Source organism: Proteiniborus sp. (assembly GCF_040308045.1).
Classification (GTDB): Bacteria; Bacillota; Clostridia; order Tissierellales; family Proteiniboraceae; genus Proteiniborus.
In genome coordinates, this window is record NZ_JAWRHZ010000039.1 from 18680 (window position 1) to 38001 (window position 19322).

A 19322-nucleotide genomic window follows, 5' to 3' on the forward strand; every position below is an offset into this window, starting at 1 on the left:
GTTCTTCTCTAAAATAAAAGCGATATTTCTTACAACATGGATGCTAATTAATTATTTTTTTGCATTGCTTTTGATAAGTTCTATTAACTCTCTAGCCTCTCTAGTAAGATAACGATTACGGGGATAAACCACGGATATTTGAGATTCGGGAGTTAAACCTTTGATATTATAATAATGAAGCCCCTCCACTAGGCAAGACATCAGATCAGGTATAAGAGCTATTCCTACCCCTGCCTTAACCATGTGCATAGCAGTTTCTAGATTATAGCATTCTACTACTGCCTTGGGGACAAAGCCACATCTTTTGCAAAGCTCATGGGTCATGTTATAGAGAAATTGTCCTTCTTCCATCATTACAAAGGGTGCATCTGCAAAATCAGCAAGATCCACTTCCTTGACAGTTTTGTCTGCAGGGGAAAAATCTGGAGTTACGGCCAAAACAATTTGTTCATCATAGAGAGGCTCACTGCAATATTTAAATGTATCAGGATGGGTAAGGCCAACAATAAAATCCATTTCGGAATTCTCAAGACTGTTTTGGAGATCATTGCTGCTCAGTTCACGAATTTGGACATACCGCTTAGGATTTGTCTCCCGAAAGGCTTTGAGGGGGTCAGGAAGAATAAAAGCACTACATTCAGGCAGTATGCCTATTCGAAGGACCGAAACCTCGTTTACGGAATAATCTTGTAAACGTCGTTCCATATTTTCCTGTATAGATACCACTTGGCGTGCCCAACGGACATATTCATGACCTGCATCTGTGAGAGCTATGGGACTGCAGCTTCTGTCAAACAGCAAAATTCCTAGCTTTTCCTCCTCACTTCTGATGATTTGACTCAATGAAGGCTGAGCAATATAGAGTTTTTTTGCTGCCTTGGTAAAATTTCTCTCCTCAGCTACAGCGATGATATAACGAAGAATATTATAGTTCATATTTGGACTCCTTTATATAATAGACAAGAACTATCAATAATTGATTTATTCCAAATAACATTATTATTATATTACATTTTATTAAGCTTTTAGTCAAGATGAACAATAGGAAAATCCTATTGATTTCACAAAGTTTTATATATTTTACTCTATCACAACCCGATGATATAATTAAATAAACAGAAAATTACAAAAAAACAGAGTGATATTTATGAATGTATCACAACTTAAAAATTTAGAAATAAAAGGAGAGATGAATGTGGCTGTGAATAATTTATCAAAAGTGAAAAAAGATGATTGTGCACTTCTTATTATCGACATGCAAAACGATTTCATAACAGAAGGTGCTCCCATCGAATGTCCTGGAGGAAGAGATTTGATTCCTAATATTTTGGAGATGAAAAAATGGGCATATGAAAATGATGTACCTGTTTTCTACACTCAGGAAATGCATAATACCAAGAAAACTGATTTTGGCATGGAGTTAGAGAGAAGCGAACCAGAGCATTGCGTTGAAGGCACGGAAGGTGTTAAAATCGTAAATGAACTGATTCCCAATGAAAGAGACTATGTTATCATTAAAAGAAGATATTCTAGTTTCTATCTTACTGAGCTTGAAATTCTTATGAAGGGATTAAACAAAAAAGCTCTGATCATTACAGGTGTAGCAACCAATGTCTGCGTTTTTGCCACAGTTCTAGACGCTCATCAGAGAGATATGCGCGCCATTGTGTTATCTGATTGTGTAGCAGGTACAAGCCCAGACCTTCATACTGCATTTTTGAAAAACGTCGACTATGTATTTGGCGATGTCGTTACAAGTGAAGAATTGGTAAATCATTTTTCAAAATAGAATAATATAAAATACGCATATAAGGAGGGAAAATCATGTTTTTTCAAGATTTACTTGCGGCGATAGCCGTTGTAATAAATGGATTACCCCAAGGTCTTTTAGCTCTTTCTTACGGATTTGGCGTACTGCCCACTGCAGCTGGCTTTTTGATTGGTTCTATAGGCATGTTGGTATTTGGGCAGGTAGCTCCCATCTCTTTTCAGGCAGAATCCATTGTTATGGCAGGTACCTTAGGTAAGAATAGAAACGAAAGATTGAACATAGTATTTTTCACAGGTATTGTAATGGCAATCATCGGTGGATTTGGACTCCTCAATCCTACTATTGATTTTATCGGCACAGCAATCTTAAACGGTATGATGGCAGGTGTAGGTATCATGCTTGCCAAAACAGGTATTGTGATGTGCAAGGAAAACAAAATAGCAGGTGGTGTTGCTATGACATCCGCTATTTTGACCTATTTCTTCACTGATAATAACTTGATATACACCATTGTTATCAGCGTATTTGTCAGCACTCTAGTGCATGTTTTAATAAAACGTTTTTCTCAAAAAACCGTAAGCGAGGAAAGTTCTCTAGATTTGAGCAACGAAAAATTTGAGCCATTAAAGTTTACTTGCAATTATAATGTTATTCGCAATATCCTTGCTTTGGTTACTTTGCAAATAGGCGGCAACATTGCTTATGCTAGCGTTACTGGAAGTATTGCAGGAGCAGCAGTGGATGTTGATAAGATTACCCTGTATTCAGGGCTTGCGGACTCAGCTAGTGCTTTCTTTGGTGGAGGTCCTGTAGAAGCTATCATCAGCGGTACCGCTGCAGCACCAAACCCTGTAAGAAGTGGTGTTTTGATGATGACTATCATGGCCGTTATCCTTCTTATCAAATTTTTACCCAAAATAGCCAAGTATGTTCCTAGTCAATCCATTGCAGGCTTCCTTTTCGTTTTGGGTGCCTTGGTAGTGTTTCCCAACAATGCTGGTGCAGGTCTTAGTGATGCTCCTATGGTAGCAGGTGTTACCACAATTGTTACCGCTGTTACAGATCCCTTTATTGGTATGGTGGCAGGTTTGTTAGTAAGATTTTTTACAGGTTTTTAATTTCTGATTTCCTATATATAAGCTTTAACACAAGAGAACGATTTGTTTGCCATATTCGAGCTATATCTAATATATGAATAACTATATTAAATTGATGATTACTTCAATGAATATTAAATTAAAACTTCTTCTTATAAGATATTAATTTTCTTATAAAAAGGAGTTTTTTTATGTGTATATAGTAGTAGAGTTCATAGAGATGTTATTCTTGTTATATTTTTAGAATTAATTACAATGAAAGGAAATGACAAATGTGCCAAGAATAAGCCATATTTTATACTAAGTTACTTTAAGGATACTAAGAACTTTATAAGATTTTCAGAGAAAAAACAAAAGTAAGCTGGAGACAGTTACTCAAATCATGAAAATTGGAAAAAATAATAGATGGTGTTAATAAATTGATGGCAGACAAAATGCCCCCATGGCTCGGCTCACATGGCTCAGAGATTAATTCATACTAATTTTTCAAATTCACTTATGAATTGCTGAGGGGATGGACTGGCTGTCTTGGGCAACTCCTTTTTATTTCCGCTTGACTAGGGAATTATACTCATTTTCAATGATAGTTGATTTCAAAAATTAGATATGATATGATTTAAAAAATGATAAAAATTGGATTTAGTACTATGAAGAAAAACTCATTCTAAAGTTAATTACTTGGAGGCGAGTATGAATAATCGAGGATATTTAAATTTAGGTGATGAGATTAAAAATATTGTTCAGGATGCTATTAACAATAGGAATTTTAATAGTTTAAATCACGATATTGAAAATGTTGTTAAAGGTGCACTTGATGAGGTGAGAAGGTCAATTGGCTGGAAACAAAATTATCATCATAATTGGAAGAATCAAAGCTGGAATAGTCAGGCTGGTAAGGCTAATAATTATCAACAAGGATATGAAAAAGCTTCACAGACATGGAAGGACCAAGAACCAAAACAACAAAGAGATAACTATAATAATATAAATAATCACAATAATGCTCATAGACAGGGTTATGGTCAGAGTAAACCAGTTCCAAAATTTACTAAGCTCACTGTTCCAATGGGACGGGTGTCTGGAACATTGTTAACTGTATTTGGGGCCATAGGTAGTATTGCATTTGGAATAGCAGTTACCGTATTATCTGTATTAGGATATCTGATTGGAATTAAGGGTGTGTTCCTTACCATTGCAATGGTACTTTTACCTTGTTTTATTGCAAGTATAATTTTATACATGAATGGAAGTCGGATTAGGAAAAGATTAAAAAGATTTCAAAGGTATGTAACACAGCTACATGGTCGCAATTACTGCTTGATTAAGGACTTTTCTTCCGCAACAGGATTGAGTAATAAAGCTACAGTAAAGGATTTACAGAAAATGATTGATATCGGAATGTTCCCGGAAGGACATATTGATGACAAAAAGACCTGTTTTATGTTAGATAATGAATGCTATGAACAATACCTTAATTTGCAGGAAAATATAAGAATGAAAAATCTGGAGGAACAAGCAAACCAGAAAGAACAATCGACTCGTCATGAATTTGGACAGGGAGAAAAAAATAGTAAAAGTGATTCATTGAAACCAGAAATTAGAAAGGCAATTGATGAAGGACGACAATTTGTATTAGAAATCAAAAATGCGAATATAGCAATTCCTGGAGAAGAAATTTCAAGGAAATTAGATAGATTAGAAGAGGTAACAGGAAAAATTTATGACTATGTAGAAATCCATCCTGAGAAATTTCCTGAAATAAAGAAATTTGCGGAATATTTTCTACCAACAACATTAAAACTGGTAGATGCTTATAGAGAATTTGACTATCAGCCTGTACAAGGGGATAATATTTCAAACGCAAAGAAAGAGATAGAGGAAACAATGGATACTATTAACCTTGCATTTGAAAATTTATTAGATGGTTTGTTCGAGGATGTGGCAATGGATATATCAACAGATATATCTGTATTACAAACTATGTTTGCACAGGAAGGATTAACTGAGAAGAATATAAGAGATAAAAACAAACTATGAGGTGATAAACAATGAATAAGGAAGTACCTACATTAACTTTTGAGCCTTTTAGTGATGATACATCAGCTCAAGAGCTACTAAGCAAAGACATAGTAAATAATGATAACAATCAGATTGAAAAGTCAGTATTTGATGAAAGCATCCTTTCACCAGAAGAGAAAAAGATAGTCGACGATTTTGCAAATCAGATTGATTTAAGCAAATCAAATAAGATTCTTCAATATGGCGTAGGAGCTCAAAAGAAGATAGCAGATTTTTCCGAAACTGCTTTAAATAATGTAAAAACCAAAGATTTAGGTGAAATCGGTGAAATGCTTTCAGGTGTTGTAACGGAATTGAAAAGCTTTGATATAGATGAAGAGGAGAAAGGGTTTTTAGGGTTCTTCAAAAAAACATCTAATAAACTTGCTGCTATGAAGACGAAATATGATAAGGCAGAAGTTAATATAAATAAAATCTGTGATGCATTAGAAACGCATCAGATACAGTTACTAAAAGATATAGCCATGCTTGATAAAATGTATGAAATTAACAAGACATATTTTAAAGAGCTTTCCATGTATATTCTAGCAGGTAAAAAGAAGCTGGCTAAGGTTCGAAATGAAGAATTACCTGCATTGATAGAAAAATCTGCTGCCAGTGGACTTCCAGAAGATGCACAGGCCGTTAATGATTTAACTGCCATCTGTAACCGTTTTGAAAAAAAAATTCATGATTTGGAATTAACGAGGATGATTTCGATTCAAATGGCACCGCAGATTCGTTTGGTTCAAGGAAATGATACCATGATGGCTGAGAAAATTCAGTCAACGATTGTAAACACAATTCCACTTTGGAAAAGTCAGATGGTTTTAGCCTTGGGAGTTACTCACTCGGGTCAGGCTGCAAAAGCTCAAAGGGAAGTAACGGATATGACGAATAAGCTATTAAGAAAAAATGCTGAAACACTTAAAATGGCAACTATTGATATAGCAAAGGAATCAGAACGGGGAATTGTAGATATTGAGACTCTTCGTATTACTAATGAATCATTAATATCTACCCTTGATGAAGTAATACGTATTCAAAATGAAGGTCATCAAAAGAGGAAAGAAGCGGAAGCTGAGTTAAACAGAATTGAGGGAGAATTGAAAACTAAGCTTTTAGAAATGAGAGGCTAATTAATAACTTTACCTTCTTTCACTACATTGTGGGAGGAGGTTTTTAATATATAAGAATATTACTATATTTCTTTGCCTCTGACTCTACCTGGCTATCTTGAAGATTCTAAAAATATAATAGAATATCTTTACCAAACCCATGGAGACTCAATATATATTAGTATTATGAATCAATATACACCTCTTCCAAATGTAGAAAAATATCCTGAGCTTAATCGAAAGATAGCAGAGAACGAGTACAATGAGTTAGTTGATTTTGCAGTTCAGCTAGGAGTAGAAAATGGATTTATACAGGAAGGGGATACTGCTTCAGAAAGTTTCATTCCAGAGTTTAATGAAGAGGGCGTATAGAATTTCATAATTCTTAAAAATAAACATAAGTATAATATATGGACACTTTGAATGGAGTGAGGTTAATGATAAATAATGACATAGAATTACTAAAAGAGTTACTCCCATTCTGGAATAAGTTATCAATCGATGAGCAAAAGTTAGTTTTAAATAATGGAAACTTACTTAGATTCAAGAAAGGTCAAAGTATACATGAAGGAGGTCATGATTGCACTGGTATTTTAGTAGTGATTAGTGGTATTATTCGTAGCCTTTTTCTTTCTGAATCAGGCAAAGAGATAACATTGTTTCGGTTGTTGGATAGGGATACTTGCATTTTATCTTCATCCTGCATACTAAGAGATATTACCTTTGATATTAATATTGAGGCAGAGAAAGACTGCGAGATATATCTTATTCCAAGTGAGATTCATAAACAACTGTGCAAATCAAATTTCTATGTGAAGGATTTTGAAGCACAAATAATGGCTTCAAGACTATCAGATATTATGTGGCTAATGGAGCAAGTTGTATTCATGAGTATGGATAAAAGATTAGCTAACTTTCTCCTAGAACAAGCAGATATCGAAGGAACAGATAAGCTTTATATTACTCATGAGAATATTGCTAAAAATCTTGGAACTGCCAGAGAAGTCATTACTCGTATGCTTAAATATTTTCAAAATGAGGATATGGTATCACTATCTAGAGGGACTATTGAAATCATCGATAAAGGAAAGCTAAATCAAATTCTTAACTATTAAAAGGGACAGTTTTTCAAATCCTGTGATGGAGAGCATAACTGTCCCTTTTTCATTATTCTTCACTTAAACTACTTATAGTATCTTTTTTAAATGGTTTACTAGGTAAAAACCATGCAACTGCTGATAATATTATTCCAGAAATCAATAGCCCTATAAAACCTAACTGAAACACTGATGGATACTTATCGGAAATTTGAAATAAAGTTAATTTTCCTAAATCTATAGTACTAAATAACCCTAACTCGCTAAACCATCCATAACTAAGAGAGAAGATGAATGCTCCAAATAGTCCTCCTAGGATAGCACTAAAAGCCTTTTTAAAACTAGCTCCTCCTGCTGCTGCCACACAAGTTCCAGGACAACTACCAATAGAGCCAAAACCTATTCCAAATATAATACCACCAATTATTACACCTAAATTTGTTGCTTTAACGCTAAAGTGGCTTATATCAAATATCCCAAGGCTATTTGCAATAAATACTAAAATACTGGAAAAACCTATTGCAAATAATATAATTTTGGCCAAGTTTAAGTTTTCTAGTCTAAGCATAGATAATATTTTTTTGGTGTTTGATGCGCCTGATTTATATAGTGCGAAGCCAAATAGACTTCCTAGTATAATTGCTAATATAATTTTCATGAATCTAACCTGCCTTTCTAGTATTTATTTTCTTAGTTATTATTGCAGTTGGAATAGCTGAGGCAAAAACTGCAGCAGCAAATAAAAACTCACTTGCACTACCTTGCATCATACCGCTCATCATATGTCCACTAGTGCATCCGTCTGCCATCCTAGCACCAAATAATATTAAAAATCCCCCTAGAAATGTAAGGGCATAATTTCGTAAAAATGTTTTTTTTAGCTGTAGGCAATAACTCCATATCATCGTTCTTAACTATTAATTCTTCTGAATTCTCTTCTTTTTTTGATTTGATTTTTTTATCTAGGAAATATCCTACTATTGCACCTAAAGGGATTGCAAGAACAAATATAAAATCATAATTTATAGGGTTTTTTATGGATTTTGCTATACTTCCTTCTGACTTATTATAATAAGCGTTGGTACTTGAATAGCCTGAGGGGTTTTCGGAATCTTCTTGTATTACACTTGGATCAATCAGATTGTGAACAATACCTGAAGCAACGCTAAATTGAGTAGATACACCTATTGGTATAATAATAAATATTGCTAAGATAATTGGTGTGAATAAATCATCTTTAGAAAGTTGGATTCGAAACTATCAATCCTTGGGAATATCTGGATTAAATACTACATCTAAAAGCACCTCTTATTCAGAAGAACTTAAAAATATGGCTGTTAATGATTATCTTTCAGAAGAAGGATCACTAAGAGACATATGTAAAAAATATGGAATAAAATCAACAAGACAGTTAAAAGACTGGATTATTAAGTATAATAGTCATGAGGAACTAAAATCTTCTGGAACTGGAGGAATACCAATCATGACTAAAGGACGTAAAACAACTTATGAAGAGCGAATTGAAATAGTAAAATATTGTATAGAAAATGAATATAATTATGCTAAAGCAGCAGAGCATTTCCAGGTATCATATCAGCAGGTCTATTCATGGATGTTAAAATATAAAAAGGATGGGGTTGAAGCACTTCAAGATAGACGTGGTAAAAGAAAATCCGTAGAAGAAGTCTCTGAATTAGAAAAGTTAAAAGCAGAGAATAAATTATTACAGGCAGAAAATAAAAGAAAGCAAATGGAGCTTGATTTCTTAAAAAAGCTGAAAGAGTTAGAAAGGGGGCGTTTTTAAGCCAAGTAAGGTATGAAAATATATATTTATCTATAAGAGAATTACATGATACAAAAAAGTATCTAATAAATGAATTATGTAAAATAGCAGGTATACAAAGAGCATCCTACTACAAATGGCTTAATAGGAAAGATAGCAATAATGAAAGATTTAATAAAGAACTAATTCCATTAATTAAAGATGCTTATGAAGAAAGAAATGGAATATTAGGCTACAGACAAATGACAATTAAACTTAATCGTGAGTATGATTTAAAAGTTAATCACAAAAGAATTTATCGTCTAATGGATATTTTAAATCTAAAATCAGTATGCCGTAAAAAGAGGAAAAATTACATTAAATCGACTCCTGAAATTACAGCTGATAATATACTTGATCGAGATTTTAAATCATATAAATTTGGAGAGAAATGGCTTAAGATTTAACCGAAATGAAGTATGGAACTGGAGGCAAGGCATACCTTAGTGCTATATTGGATCTTGCAGATAAAAGTATTGTATCCTTTGTATTAGGTCATTCAAATAATAACAAACTGGTATTTGATACCTTCGATATAGCACATTCTAAATATCCAAATAGCGAACCAATCTTTCACAGCGACCGAGGATATCAATACACAAGTAAATCATTAAAAAAGAAACTAGATGATGCAGGTATGACACAGAGTATATCTAGAGTATCAAGATGTATAGATAATGGCCCTATGGAAGCATTTTGAGGAATGTTAAAGTCCGAAATGTATTACCTTAAAAAATTAAACACCTATGATGAATTAAAGTCTGCTGTTATGGAGTATATAAATTATTACAACAACCGTAGATATCAGAAGAGGTTAAAGTGCATGACCCCATTAGAATACAGAGATTATCTATTGGGTATAAGTGCATAAAAAATTACGCCAACCATGATTTAATGATTGGCGTATAAAAAGTTTTTTATTGTTTCCACTGTCTACTTGACAGGGACATGTTCAGATTGCTCAGTGCATTAATTTTAGTATTTAATAAATTTTGAACCTGGTACACCACATATGCTGCATTTTTCTGGCACAAGCTTTTCAATGTTACCACAAACAGGACAAAGATAGTAGAATACTTCTTCAGTTTCATCAATAGTTTCTAGTGCTTCTCTATAAAGCTTAGCATGAACCTTTTCAGCTTCCATTGCAAAAGTAAATGTTTTAATTGCTGCCTTGTTTCCTTCTTCTTCAGCAACCTTTAAGAATTCTGGATACATACTTTCAAATTCGTATATTTCACCATTCTCTGCATCCTTAAGATTTTCTGAGGTTGATAGGATTTTTTCCGCTACTTCTAAATGCTTCTGAGCATGTAAAGCCTCTGCATCTGAAGCTGCCTTGAATAGTTTAGCAGCGTTAGTTTTTCCTTCAGCCTCTGCTTTCTTTGCATAAGCTATGTACTTTCTATTAGCTTGAGACTCACCAGCAAATGCATCCATTAAATTTTGAAGTGTTTTGTTTTCTGACATATTTATCTCCTCCATTTATTTAAATTTATTTTTAGTTGACCTAAGTTGAGTAAATCATTGCATCAATTAGTACATCTTGGACAAATTCCCTTAAAGTATACGTCTTTATTATTTATCTTGAAGCCGTTTAAATCCTTTGAGTCAAATGAATCTATATTTATTTCAAAGTCATATATGGAACCACAAGATTCACATTTAAAATGCCCATGATTTTCTGTATTTATATCATATCTAGATTCATTATCCCCTATATTTATTAGTCTTACAATTCCGGCTTCTACCAAAGCATTTAACGTATTATATACAGTAGTCTTTGAAAGGGTAGGTATCTCATTGTGTAGATTATTGTATATTTGATCTACAGTAGGATGACATTTGTGATTAGCTAAATACTCTAATACTTTAAGTCTTTGATGTGATAGTCGTATATTTTTATTTTTTAATTCTTTTGATAAATCTTCAAAAGTTATTTTCATTTAATACACATCCTAATTTAAATTAATCATTTTAATGTATTGAGTATTAACTTGTAATGATTGCAACTTAATTATAATTTTAATAATAAAATTTGTCAAGCATTAAAAAATAATTTTTTAGAAATATGGTTGGCAATTATTGAAGTAAAGGTAAAAGTACTTGTAAGAGTCATCCCTGCTAAGTAAGGATATAATAATTATGTTAAGTAAGTAATTAAAGCAAAAAAGTTTTGTAGATATAGTGAATTGGCAATGCAACATACAAGAAATCTAGGATTCAAAAAAATTTGAAAAAGAAAAGAAATATTATAATAGAGACAAAATAATAGCGAGCAACTAACTCCAGATGGAGAAAGATTTGATATTCAACTTAAGGGTTCAGGAAGAATTCCAACTACTCGTAGCTTAGCAGTGGTGACTACAGGTGATATGGTAATGCGTGAAACAGAATTACCTGGTGCAATTCCCACTCGTGTGGCTGCTACTATATACATGTAGGTACTTTTGAATACATTGCATACTACTAAACCTTATAGAACCTTCTGTGGAACTTAATAACTAGAATAAAAAAACGAGGAGTCTAAGCTGACTTCCTCGTTTTTGGGACTATGCCTCATTAACAATGCTTTTCTTACGCCATTTACCTCTTTTAAAGAAAATTGTAGTAATTAATGCTCCCATTGTCCAAGATACAAGTAAGGAAATAAATGTGGATTCTGGTCTTCCTGTAGGATAAGCTGAACTTCGCGTAAAGTAAGCTATGGTGTAGGCTACAGGTACACGAAGAACAACTGTAGTAATAAGTGAAATCCACATAGGTGTCATTGTATCACCTGCACCACGCATAACCCCAGATAAGCATTGAGTTACAGCCATTGCAATATAACCTACTGCAAGAATTCTCATCATGTGCATACTTAAATCAACTAGTTCTTTAGTGTCAGTGAAGACTCCCATAAGATACCTACCAAAAACTAGAATAGTGATAGTTATTACGGTTGACACTCCAACTGCAATCAAGGTGCCGTGCTTAGTTCCCTTGTCAACTCTATCCATTTTTTTTGCACCTATGTTTTGTCCTGCATATGTTGTCATTGCGCTTCCAAAAGAAAAGTTTGGCATCATAGCAAATCCATCTACACGCATAACAATAACATTACAAGCTATAACCATTTCTCCAAAGCTATTAGTTAGTGATTGTACAACAATCATTGCAAGAGAAAATATTGCTTGAGTCAAGCCTGAAGGTAGACCAAGCTTTATTAATTTAAGGGAATATTCTTTATTTAATTTCAGCATTTTCAAGCTAACATCAAAGTTATTTTTCATCTTTAATAGCTTAATAAGACAAAGAATTGCTGATATTCCTTGTGCCATAACAGTTGCAAGCGCAACACCTGGAACACCCATGTTGAATTTTGCCACGAACAATAGGTCAAGTACTACATTCAAAGCTGTTGAAATAAGTAAAAATATAAGTGCTGATAATGAGTCACCAAGTCCACGCAGTACGCCTGCTAAAATATTGTAATAGGCAAATCCAGAAATTCCAACGAAGAAAATATTAAGATAATTTGCACACCAATCAATAATAGTATCTGGTGTGTTAAGAAAATGAAGCATTGGACGTGTTACAAGAGGGCCGATAATCATAATTATTATTGATGCTATGGCAGTAAGGGAAATACATATTCCTATAGTGTGAGAAAGTTTTTCTCTATCCTTAGCTCCAAAATATTGGGATACCATTATACCTGCACCTACAGCAATCCCGACAAAGAGTACAAGTAAAAGATTCAATATGGGGGAAGAGCTACCAACAGCAGCAAGGGCATTGTCGCCCACATATTTTCCCACAATAATAGAGTCAGCAGTGTTATAAAACTGTTGTGCTATATTTCCAATTAACATTGGAATCGCAAATTCGATGATTCGTTTCCAAGGAGTACCTTCAGTTAAATCCTTGGCTGCAAATAGTTCTTTGATTTTTACCATATATCTACCCCCTAAAAAATTCTATATATTGTAAGAATTATCTATATTTATTTAAACTCAGGTAAAATATAGTTTATATTAATTATTACAGTTTGTCAATTTAGGATTCAAAACAAAACTGAATTCCTATTGAGCCTATTTCCTTATCAGAGTTTGGAGTAATGATTATAATAGTAGAACTTTTTTTAGCATTTCGGTTTTAGACGTAAAAAGTGATTTGATATCTAAAGCAACATTACCCTTAAATCTGGTTATAGCCTTATGGAATGGCTTATAGTCAGAATTTTGTTGACCTTGTATTACACTTATTAGATAAACACAAAATATATTTGACATCCATCTAATATAGTGATATATATAACTTAGAAAGGATAAGGAGGAAGTACTAATGAATCATACTATTCATAATACACCGAACTGGTTATTTGAAGCAGCAGCAAGTATTTCAGAGCAATATATAGAAAATGAAGAGAAAGTAATAGAAAATCATAATAAATTTGGTATGACAAAAGAGGAAATGACTGATTACTTTAAAAAATATAAGGCTTATAAAAAAGCAGTATTAAAGGAAATTATACCTATTTACAATAATTATTCTTCATTAAAATGGCTATTTCAGCCATTGGAGATTGAAATAGAAGCGGATTTTTGTCTTGGAGTATCTATAGTAGTCTTTTGGGGAAAAAGCGCAAAATTAGATATGAATGATACTGATATTGATAAGCTGATTATTGAGTATTTAGTAAGTACCATATCAGAATATACAATTGAAGCGGGAAATAAGGAATTAACCATAAATAATCTTTCAGATTTAGTAGAGGCACTTAACGATATTAGCATAGATGATGCATTTAAAATGCAGTTAATAAAGTTATATCACACAAGACATGACACTATTAAAGAACTTTGGGAAATGCTTCTATCATGTGTACCTATTTGTCAAAAGCACTTCAATATTATTAAAGAAGATTTTGAAAAAGCTTTAGAAGCATTATCTAATACAGAGGATTTAGAGAAGCTTCTTGATAAATCTGTAGGTCTAAAAATAAAATCACAATTTGATTGTGATATTTACTTGACCATATTTCATTTTAATAGATTTAATTTTGGGATTCATATTGATATGAATTATTATTATTTAGGTATTTATTTCATTTCTCTAGTAAATTTAAAGGAAAAAAATCGATTCAATGATAATGATTTGATTACGGATTTAAAGGCTCTAGGAGATGCTACAAGACTTAAGATGATACACATTCTTTTGGAGAGGAAAATGTACTTACAAGAGCTGGCTGAAGACCTAGGATTAACACCTGCAACTGTATCGCATCATATCAGTACCTTACTTAAATCAGAATTGATTTCAATTACAGTTGGAGATGAAAATGCAAGAAAAGTATTTTATGAAGTAAATGGTGAAAAGTTAGAAAGCATAGGCAATTCAATAAAAAGTCTAGCAGTAAATTAATACTAGGGGGAGTATGTATGAAGGGAAAACTTAGCTATCCTTTTACTAAAATGATAAAGCGCTTACTTAAAAACGTAAGCGATCAAAACAAAAAGATATATGTATATTTTGTAATCTATACTATTACGGCAGCAATATACCCATTTTTTTCAGTTGTGCTTCCTAAGCTTCTAATCGGAGAATTGTCTTTAGGTAGTGCTGCAACTATAAGAAATATAATTAATATTATATTAGGCTACCTGCTGCTAACATCTGTATTTGGTTTTGTTCAAACCTATGTGAAGGATTTTACCTATCCTCAGATTACAAGACTTAGAATTGATTATATCAGGGACATGTTCGATAAGATTGTTAGCGTTGATTATAGGTATATGGAGGATGCAACCTTTTTTGAAAACAATGGTAGAGCTATGGAGGCAACCAGCAGTAACAATAACGGAGTAGAAGGAGTGTATCATAAGCTGTTTGAAACTCCACCTATGCTTTTAACAACACTGGCTTTTATAGTGTTTGTAGGTATGCTAAATATTTTCATACTATTAGGACTAATTCTAAATATTTTAGTTTCTATGTGGATCAGTAGAAGAGTTCATAATTATAGATACAATAAGCGTCAGGCTCTGACTCATGCAGAAAGAAGAAAGCAGTATTATTATACAACAACTCATGATTTTGCCTATGGAAAAGACATTAGAATTTATAGCTTTAAAGATAGGATTTTAAACAATTACTCTAAAGAAATCTCAGGATACATGAATATACATAAGATGATTGCTAATAAACAATATGCATTAGGATTTTTAGGGTTAATTACACTTTTGCTAAGTGATGCGGCTACTTACGGTATACTTATCTATAAAACTGTAAATGGCATGTCTATAGCGGACTTTTCTATGTATTTGGCTGCAATAGTTAGTTTATCTCTACTTATGAAGACATTAATAGAAAATATCTCTTTTACCATAAATGAAGGACAGTATGTGCACGATTTCTACGAGTTTATGGATAAGGACTTAGGCGAAAAGGGAGGAACAAGAGAAGCTATTGAGGATGATACCCTAGAAATTGAGTTTAAGAATGTAAGCTTTAAATATCCTAATACGGAAAAATATATATTTAGAAACTTAGATTTCAAAATCAAAAAAGGCGAGAAGCTGGCCATTGTAGGTATCAACGGAGCAGGTAAAAGTACGTTGATTAAGTTAATGACAGGACTTTTTAATGTTACAGAGGGAGAGATTTTAATAAATGGAATTCCTATAAAAGAATTTAATAAGAAAGAATTGTTTTCTATGTTTTCAGTAGTATTTCAGGACGTTAACGTAATTGCGTATACAATAGGAGAAAATGTTGCTTGTAATTCTGATAAAATAGATGAAAATAGGGTTTTAACTGCACTTGACAAGGTTGGACTTGGGGAAAAGGTAAAGGGCTTCTCAAAAGGATTAAATCAAATGATGCTTAAGATAATTGATGAAAATGGTACTGAGTTTTCAGGTGGCGAAAGCCAAAAGCTTGCCATAGCAAGAGCACTCTATAAAGATGCTAACATGGTAATAATGGATGAACCAACTGCTGCATTAGATGCGCTGGCAGAAGCAGAAATATATGAAAACTTTAGTGAGCTAGTTAAGGGCAAAACTGCAATTTATGTTTCTCATAGATTGGCTAGTACAAAGTTTTGCGACAACATTGCTTTGTTTGATAATGATGGACTAAAGGAATATGGAAGCCACGAAGAGCTTATGGAAAAGCGTGGCAGCTATTATGAAATGTTTACCATTCAAGGCAAGTATTATAATGAGGGAGGATTAGCATATGAATAATTTTAAAAAATTTAAAATGTTTTTCTCACTTTCATGGAAAATTTCACCTTCCTATATTATTCTTCTTATTCTTAGTACACTAATAAGCAGTGGTCAGATTTTTATAAATGTAATTCTTCCTAAATATTTAATAGATGAGTTAGTAGGGGGAAGACAGATAGAGATGCTAGTTCTAATAGGCTCTATGATTGTGCTATCGAATTTACTATTTGCACTTTTATCAAATACCATGAAGCGCATTATGGATGTAAAAAACATATATATGCGTGAAAAAATGAGTCAGGCAATGGCTGAAAAGATTATGAATGTTGAGTTCTCTTATCTTGAAAATCCATACTATTTGGATTTAAAAGAGAGGGCAGTTTTCGCATCTAACAACCAAGGTGCAATGCAGAATATGATAAATAGTGTAGCTGCAATGCTAAAAAATCTTGTGACTATCATAGGACTTGTGGCTATTATGTTTATGCTTAGCCCTTTACTAGTAATTTTTCTTGCTCTAACAATTGGTTTATCTTTACTAATATATAGATTTTTTATGAAATATCAAATCAACTTTTTCCAGGAAATAATTCCTATTAACCGAAGATATGGCTATTATGTAAGCCTTTGTTATAATGATAAACTTCAAAAAGATATAAGACTTTATGGTATGAGCAAAATGATGACTGACCGTGTAACTAAATATAATGCTGAAATAAATGAATGGTTCAGTGGTTACTATAAGAAACAAGGTAAATATCTAGGATTATACGGAGTTATCAATGATTTACAGGCAGCAATTGCGTATGGTTATGTAGGTCTTAGGGTGATAACAGATATACTTGGACCAAGAATAGGTTTGGGCTCTTTTACTATGTATGTTTCAGCAGCAATTAATTTCACAACTGCTACGGCTGAATTTGGAAAGAACATCATGACTGTCGCTCAAATGCTTGGATATTTGGATCCTTTTATGGAATTTATGTCTCTGCCAGACGAAGGCAAAATAGGAGGAAGCTTGGAATTTATAGGTGATATTAAGACTATAGAGTTCAAAAATGTTTCCTTTAAATATCCTGGAAGTGATAAGCTAGTGCTACAGGATATCTCATTTGAAATAAAAAGCGGAGAGAAGATATCTATAGTTGGATTAAATGGTGCAGGTAAAACTACTTTAATTAAGCTTATATGTAGGCTTTACCGTCCTACATCAGGTGAAATTTTCATAAATGGTCACGACATATTCGAATACGAGCATGAAAGCTATATGAAGAGAATAGCAGCAGTATTTCAGGATTTTAAGCTATTTGCTTTCAGTATAGAGGAGAATATTACATGCCAAGAAATAAATAAAGATGCTCATAAAACTATGGAGTTAATAGAAGAGGTCGGTTTAAAAGAAAAAATAAGCAGTTTACCTGATGGAATTAAGTCCATGTTTGGAAAAGCCTATGATGAAAAGGGAATAGAAATGTCAGGTGGAGAGAGTCAAAAGGTTGCCATAGCAAGAGCCTTATACAAGGACGCGTCCCTTATCATTTTAGATGAGCCTACATCTGCACTAGATCCACTGGCTGAAGCTGATATTTATGAGAACTTCAATAACCTAGTAGGTGGAAAGACAGCAATCTATATTTCTCATAGAATGTCCAGTAGTGTTTTTTGTGATAAAATACTAATAATCGATGAAGGAAAAGTTTCTGATTTTGACAGTCATGAAAATCTAATGGAAAAGAAAGAAAGCTTGTATTATAAACTATTCCAGTCACAGGCTGTAAATTATCAATTTAATTAATAAGCCATTAAATGCTTGGCGAAGATGAAGGGTACAGTTTTAGAAACTGTACCTTATTTAAGTGGAGCACAAAGAGTACAGAAACTAGTATTAAATTAGACAACATTGTTGAACATGAAGATGGAACTATAACCTTAGATGTAGTATTTACTAAATAAAATAAGAGTACTATAAGAGCACCTATAGAGATATCACAAACTAGTTAGAGATGAGTTTGTGATATCTCTTTTTCAAATTGAAAAAAATTATTTTTCTAGTGAAATAACCTCTATTCATAAAAACTTAATTAGAGTTTGATTTTTATGACATAATATGTATATGCACCGATTTGTTTAGAAAATCAAGAAATATCCAATACAATAATAGTGACATATGTCTAAAGAGGAGAGGTTGATAATGAGCAATCATTCTGACAAAGAAAAAAGTGACGGAAGAAAATACTTTGAAGAATATAAATCAAAACATAATATTAGAGCCCAAGAATATTTAAGTAATCCAAAAAAGCTTCAGGTACTTTACGAGAAAGCTAATAAAAAGGCTAGAAAAAGAAAAGCACCATTAGAAAAAGTTTGGGATAAGTTGATACTGTTATTCGAACTAGTTAGAGATTGGAAGAATGGCAGCTATAAGAAAATACCTAAGAGTTCAATTATAATGATAATCATTGGATTAATATATTTTGTGTCTCCAGTTGATGCGATTGTAGATACTATTCCGATTTTAGGGTTAATTGACGATGTTTCGGTAGTTGGATTCATACTAAAGCATATAGATAAAGATATTAATGACTACAAAGAGTGGAAAAGTAGTACATCGAAATAAACCAAAGATAGGATTTGTTTCCATATCATAATTACATTTTTTGTAACGCTTAGCAGAAAGGACTATCGTGGATAATCCTTTCCCGCCTTTACAGTAATTTCATTTTTGTTAACAGTCTTTTCACAATGTGGACAATAATACTGTAGCTCAATATTATGATTACACGAATTGTGTATGAGCTCTTTATAGCATTTATCCAAATGCTTTTCACCCCATAAGATAATGCTATAGAAAACATCATCTAAATCTTTACCGCTGTCTGTTAGAGCATATCTATATCTAGGAGGATGTGACTGGTATAGGATAGGAATTATTAATCCATCTTCTTCTAGATTTTTTAATCGGTTAGAGAGGAGATTACTAGGTATTCCTTCTAGATTTTCTAGTATTGAATTATAAGTGTTGTGACCATTAGATAACTGACGTAATATGAGTAGTGTCCATTTGTCACCAATAATATTTAAGGTTTGTGCAATGTTACAGGGCAAGTTGTATTGATTCTTCATTTGAAAGACTCCTTTCGTA

At 32.8% G+C, this 19322-nt stretch carries 22 protein-coding genes and 1 pseudogene; 16 read left to right on the forward strand and 7 right to left on the reverse strand.

The features are described 5' to 3' along the window. Positions 1-51 precede the first annotated feature (51 nt). Positions 52-936 (reverse strand): LysR family transcriptional regulator, encoded by an 885-nt coding sequence (locus tag ABV008_RS07465; RefSeq protein WP_352419196.1) that lies wholly within the window; start codon positions 934-936, stop codon positions 52-54. Between the two features lie 211 nt (positions 937-1147). Between ABV008_RS07465 and ABV008_RS07470 the strand changes: the two genes are divergently transcribed. The 6 genes from ABV008_RS07470 (at position 1148) to ABV008_RS07495 (ending at position 7159) form a co-directional block, all read left to right on the forward strand. Continuing rightward, positions 1148-1789, forward strand: a complete 642-nt coding sequence (locus ABV008_RS07470) for an isochorismatase family protein (RefSeq protein WP_352419197.1) — start codon at positions 1148-1150, stop codon at positions 1787-1789. A gap of 35 nt (positions 1790-1824) precedes the next feature. Then, a complete protein-coding gene (locus tag ABV008_RS07475) occupies positions 1825-2889 on the forward strand; it encodes an NCS2 family permease (protein WP_352419198.1) in 1065 nt (354 codons plus the stop codon). Between the two features lie 669 nt (positions 2890-3558). Then, complete coding sequence (locus ABV008_RS07480) at positions 3559-4905, forward strand: 5-bromo-4-chloroindolyl phosphate hydrolysis family protein (protein WP_352419199.1); 1347 nt, start codon at positions 3559-3561, stop codon at positions 4903-4905. An 11-nt stretch (positions 4906-4916) separates the two neighbouring features. After that, positions 4917-6065 carry a toxic anion resistance protein gene (locus ABV008_RS07485; RefSeq protein WP_352419200.1) on the forward strand — a complete coding sequence of 383 codons (1149 nt, stop codon included), beginning with the start codon at positions 4917-4919 and terminating at the stop codon, positions 6063-6065. A gap of 72 nt (positions 6066-6137) precedes the next feature. Further along, entirely contained in the window at positions 6138-6416 is a 279-nt protein-coding gene (locus tag ABV008_RS07490; protein ID WP_352419201.1) for a radical SAM protein, read from the forward strand. A gap of 65 nt (positions 6417-6481) precedes the next feature. Beyond that, positions 6482-7159, forward strand: a complete 678-nt coding sequence (locus ABV008_RS07495; RefSeq protein ID WP_352419202.1) for a Crp/Fnr family transcriptional regulator — start codon at positions 6482-6484, stop codon at positions 7157-7159. 52 nt (positions 7160-7211) lie between these two features. On the opposite strand, the gene ABV008_RS07500 is transcribed toward ABV008_RS07495, so the two are convergent. Beyond that, positions 7212-7799, reverse strand: a complete 588-nt coding sequence (locus ABV008_RS07500; RefSeq protein WP_352419203.1) for a YeeE/YedE thiosulfate transporter family protein — start codon at positions 7797-7799, stop codon at positions 7212-7214. 4 nt (positions 7800-7803) lie between these two features. Next, positions 7804-8046, reverse strand: a complete 243-nt coding sequence (locus ABV008_RS07505) for a YeeE/YedE thiosulfate transporter family protein (RefSeq protein WP_352419204.1) — start codon at positions 8044-8046, stop codon at positions 7804-7806. A 317-nt stretch (positions 8047-8363) separates the two neighbouring features. Here ABV008_RS07505 and ABV008_RS07510 point away from each other — a divergent pair, with 317 nt between their 5' ends. The 4 genes from ABV008_RS07510 (at position 8364) to ABV008_RS07525 (ending at position 9834) form a co-directional block, all read left to right on the forward strand. Continuing rightward, positions 8364-8945: a helix-turn-helix domain-containing protein gene (locus tag ABV008_RS07510; RefSeq protein ID WP_352419205.1), complete on the forward strand. Its 582-nt coding sequence runs from the start codon at positions 8364-8366 to the stop codon at positions 8943-8945. Positions 8946-9109: 164 nt separating this feature from the next. Then, the gene (locus ABV008_RS07515; protein ID WP_352419254.1) at positions 9110-9370 is read left to right on the forward strand and encodes an IS3 family transposase; all 261 of its coding nucleotides are present in this window, start codon (positions 9110-9112) and stop codon (positions 9368-9370) included. 5 nt (positions 9371-9375) lie between these two features. Beyond that, positions 9376-9663, forward strand: coding sequence for a DDE-type integrase/transposase/recombinase (locus tag ABV008_RS07520; protein ID WP_352419206.1), 288 nt, complete (start codon positions 9376-9378; stop codon positions 9661-9663). Between the two features lie 3 nt (positions 9664-9666). After that, on the forward strand, positions 9667-9834 hold the full coding sequence (locus tag ABV008_RS07525) for an IS3 family transposase (protein ID WP_352419207.1): 168 nt from the start codon (positions 9667-9669) through the stop codon (positions 9832-9834). 104 nt (positions 9835-9938) lie between these two features. On the opposite strand, the gene ABV008_RS07530 is transcribed toward ABV008_RS07525, so the two are convergent. Continuing rightward, entirely contained in the window at positions 9939-10433 is a 495-nt protein-coding gene (locus ABV008_RS07530) for a rubrerythrin family protein (protein ID WP_352419208.1), read from the reverse strand. Positions 10434-10495: 62 nt separating this feature from the next. After that, a complete protein-coding gene (locus ABV008_RS07535) occupies positions 10496-10909 on the reverse strand; it encodes a Fur family transcriptional regulator (protein WP_352419209.1) in 414 nt (137 codons plus the stop codon). Between the two features lie 330 nt (positions 10910-11239). Here ABV008_RS07535 and ABV008_RS07540 point away from each other — a divergent pair. Continuing rightward, a pseudogene (locus ABV008_RS07540) lies at positions 11240-11427 on the forward strand (hypothetical protein); the annotation flags it as partial. Positions 11428-11515: 88 nt separating this feature from the next. Here ABV008_RS07540 and ABV008_RS07545 read toward each other — a convergent pair. Then, positions 11516-12904, reverse strand: coding sequence for an MATE family efflux transporter (locus ABV008_RS07545; protein ID WP_352419210.1), 1389 nt, complete (start codon positions 12902-12904; stop codon positions 11516-11518). Positions 12905-13292: 388 nt separating this feature from the next. Here ABV008_RS07545 and ABV008_RS07550 point away from each other — a divergent pair, with 388 nt between their 5' ends. The 5 genes from ABV008_RS07550 (at position 13293) to ABV008_RS07570 (ending at position 18797) form a co-directional block, all read left to right on the forward strand. After that, positions 13293-14372, forward strand: coding sequence for an ArsR/SmtB family transcription factor (locus ABV008_RS07550; RefSeq protein ID WP_352419211.1), 1080 nt, complete (start codon positions 13293-13295; stop codon positions 14370-14372). 17 nt (positions 14373-14389) lie between these two features. Further along, complete coding sequence (locus tag ABV008_RS07555) at positions 14390-16198, forward strand: ABC transporter ATP-binding protein (RefSeq protein WP_352419212.1); 1809 nt, start codon at positions 14390-14392, stop codon at positions 16196-16198. After that, entirely contained in the window at positions 16191-17975 is a 1785-nt protein-coding gene (locus tag ABV008_RS07560) for an ABC transporter ATP-binding protein (protein ID WP_352419213.1), read from the forward strand. Before ABV008_RS07555 ends, ABV008_RS07560 begins: the two co-directional genes overlap by 8 nt. A gap of 11 nt (positions 17976-17986) precedes the next feature. Then, positions 17987-18133: a hypothetical protein gene (locus ABV008_RS07565; protein WP_352419214.1), complete on the forward strand. Its 147-nt coding sequence runs from the start codon at positions 17987-17989 to the stop codon at positions 18131-18133. A gap of 238 nt (positions 18134-18371) precedes the next feature. Next, the gene (locus ABV008_RS07570) at positions 18372-18797 is read left to right on the forward strand and encodes a YkvA family protein (RefSeq protein WP_352419215.1); all 426 of its coding nucleotides are present in this window, start codon (positions 18372-18374) and stop codon (positions 18795-18797) included. A gap of 62 nt (positions 18798-18859) precedes the next feature. On the opposite strand, the gene ABV008_RS07575 is transcribed toward ABV008_RS07570, so the two are convergent. Continuing rightward, the gene (locus tag ABV008_RS07575; protein WP_352419216.1) at positions 18860-19303 is read right to left on the reverse strand and encodes a winged helix-turn-helix transcriptional regulator; all 444 of its coding nucleotides are present in this window, start codon (positions 19301-19303) and stop codon (positions 18860-18862) included. Positions 19304-19322 lie beyond the last annotated feature (19 nt).

What these genes read in the sequence shown, in the direction of transcription:
- ABV008_RS07465 (WP_352419196.1), bottom strand. Translation starts at nt 936, where the DNA reads ATGAACTATAATATTCTTCGTTATATCATCGCTGTAGCTGAGGAGAGA.
- ABV008_RS07470 (WP_352419197.1), top strand. Translation starts at nt 1,148, where the DNA reads ATGAATGTATCACAACTTAAAAATTTAGAAATAAAAGGAGAGATGAAT.
- ABV008_RS07475 (WP_352419198.1), top strand. Translation starts at nt 1,825, where the DNA reads ATGTTTTTTCAAGATTTACTTGCGGCGATAGCCGTTGTAATAAATGGA.
- ABV008_RS07480 (WP_352419199.1), top strand. Translation starts at nt 3,559, where the DNA reads ATGAATAATCGAGGATATTTAAATTTAGGTGATGAGATTAAAAATATT.
- ABV008_RS07485 (WP_352419200.1), top strand. Translation starts at nt 4,917, where the DNA reads ATGAATAAGGAAGTACCTACATTAACTTTTGAGCCTTTTAGTGATGAT.
- ABV008_RS07495 (WP_352419202.1), top strand. Translation starts at nt 6,482, where the DNA reads ATGATAAATAATGACATAGAATTACTAAAAGAGTTACTCCCATTCTGG.
- ABV008_RS07500 (WP_352419203.1), bottom strand. Translation starts at nt 7,799, where the DNA reads ATGAAAATTATATTAGCAATTATACTAGGAAGTCTATTTGGCTTCGCA.
- ABV008_RS07505 (WP_352419204.1), bottom strand. Translation starts at nt 8,046, where the DNA reads ATGATATGGAGTTATTGCCTACAGCTAAAAAAAACATTTTTACGAAAT.
- ABV008_RS07520 (WP_352419206.1), top strand. Translation starts at nt 9,376, where the DNA reads ATGAAGTATGGAACTGGAGGCAAGGCATACCTTAGTGCTATATTGGAT.
- ABV008_RS07525 (WP_352419207.1), top strand. Translation starts at nt 9,667, where the DNA reads ATGTTAAAGTCCGAAATGTATTACCTTAAAAAATTAAACACCTATGAT.
- ABV008_RS07530 (WP_352419208.1), bottom strand. Translation starts at nt 10,433, where the DNA reads ATGTCAGAAAACAAAACACTTCAAAATTTAATGGATGCATTTGCTGGT.
- ABV008_RS07535 (WP_352419209.1), bottom strand. Translation starts at nt 10,909, where the DNA reads ATGAAAATAACTTTTGAAGATTTATCAAAAGAATTAAAAAATAAAAAT.
- ABV008_RS07545 (WP_352419210.1), bottom strand. Translation starts at nt 12,904, where the DNA reads ATGGTAAAAATCAAAGAACTATTTGCAGCCAAGGATTTAACTGAAGGT.
- ABV008_RS07550 (WP_352419211.1), top strand. Translation starts at nt 13,293, where the DNA reads ATGAATCATACTATTCATAATACACCGAACTGGTTATTTGAAGCAGCA.
- ABV008_RS07555 (WP_352419212.1), top strand. Translation starts at nt 14,390, where the DNA reads ATGAAGGGAAAACTTAGCTATCCTTTTACTAAAATGATAAAGCGCTTA.
- ABV008_RS07560 (WP_352419213.1), top strand. Translation starts at nt 16,191, where the DNA reads ATGAATAATTTTAAAAAATTTAAAATGTTTTTCTCACTTTCATGGAAA.
- ABV008_RS07565 (WP_352419214.1), top strand. Translation starts at nt 17,987, where the DNA reads ATGCTTGGCGAAGATGAAGGGTACAGTTTTAGAAACTGTACCTTATTT.
- ABV008_RS07570 (WP_352419215.1), top strand. Translation starts at nt 18,372, where the DNA reads ATGAGCAATCATTCTGACAAAGAAAAAAGTGACGGAAGAAAATACTTT.
- ABV008_RS07575 (WP_352419216.1), bottom strand. Translation starts at nt 19,303, where the DNA reads ATGAAGAATCAATACAACTTGCCCTGTAACATTGCACAAACCTTAAAT.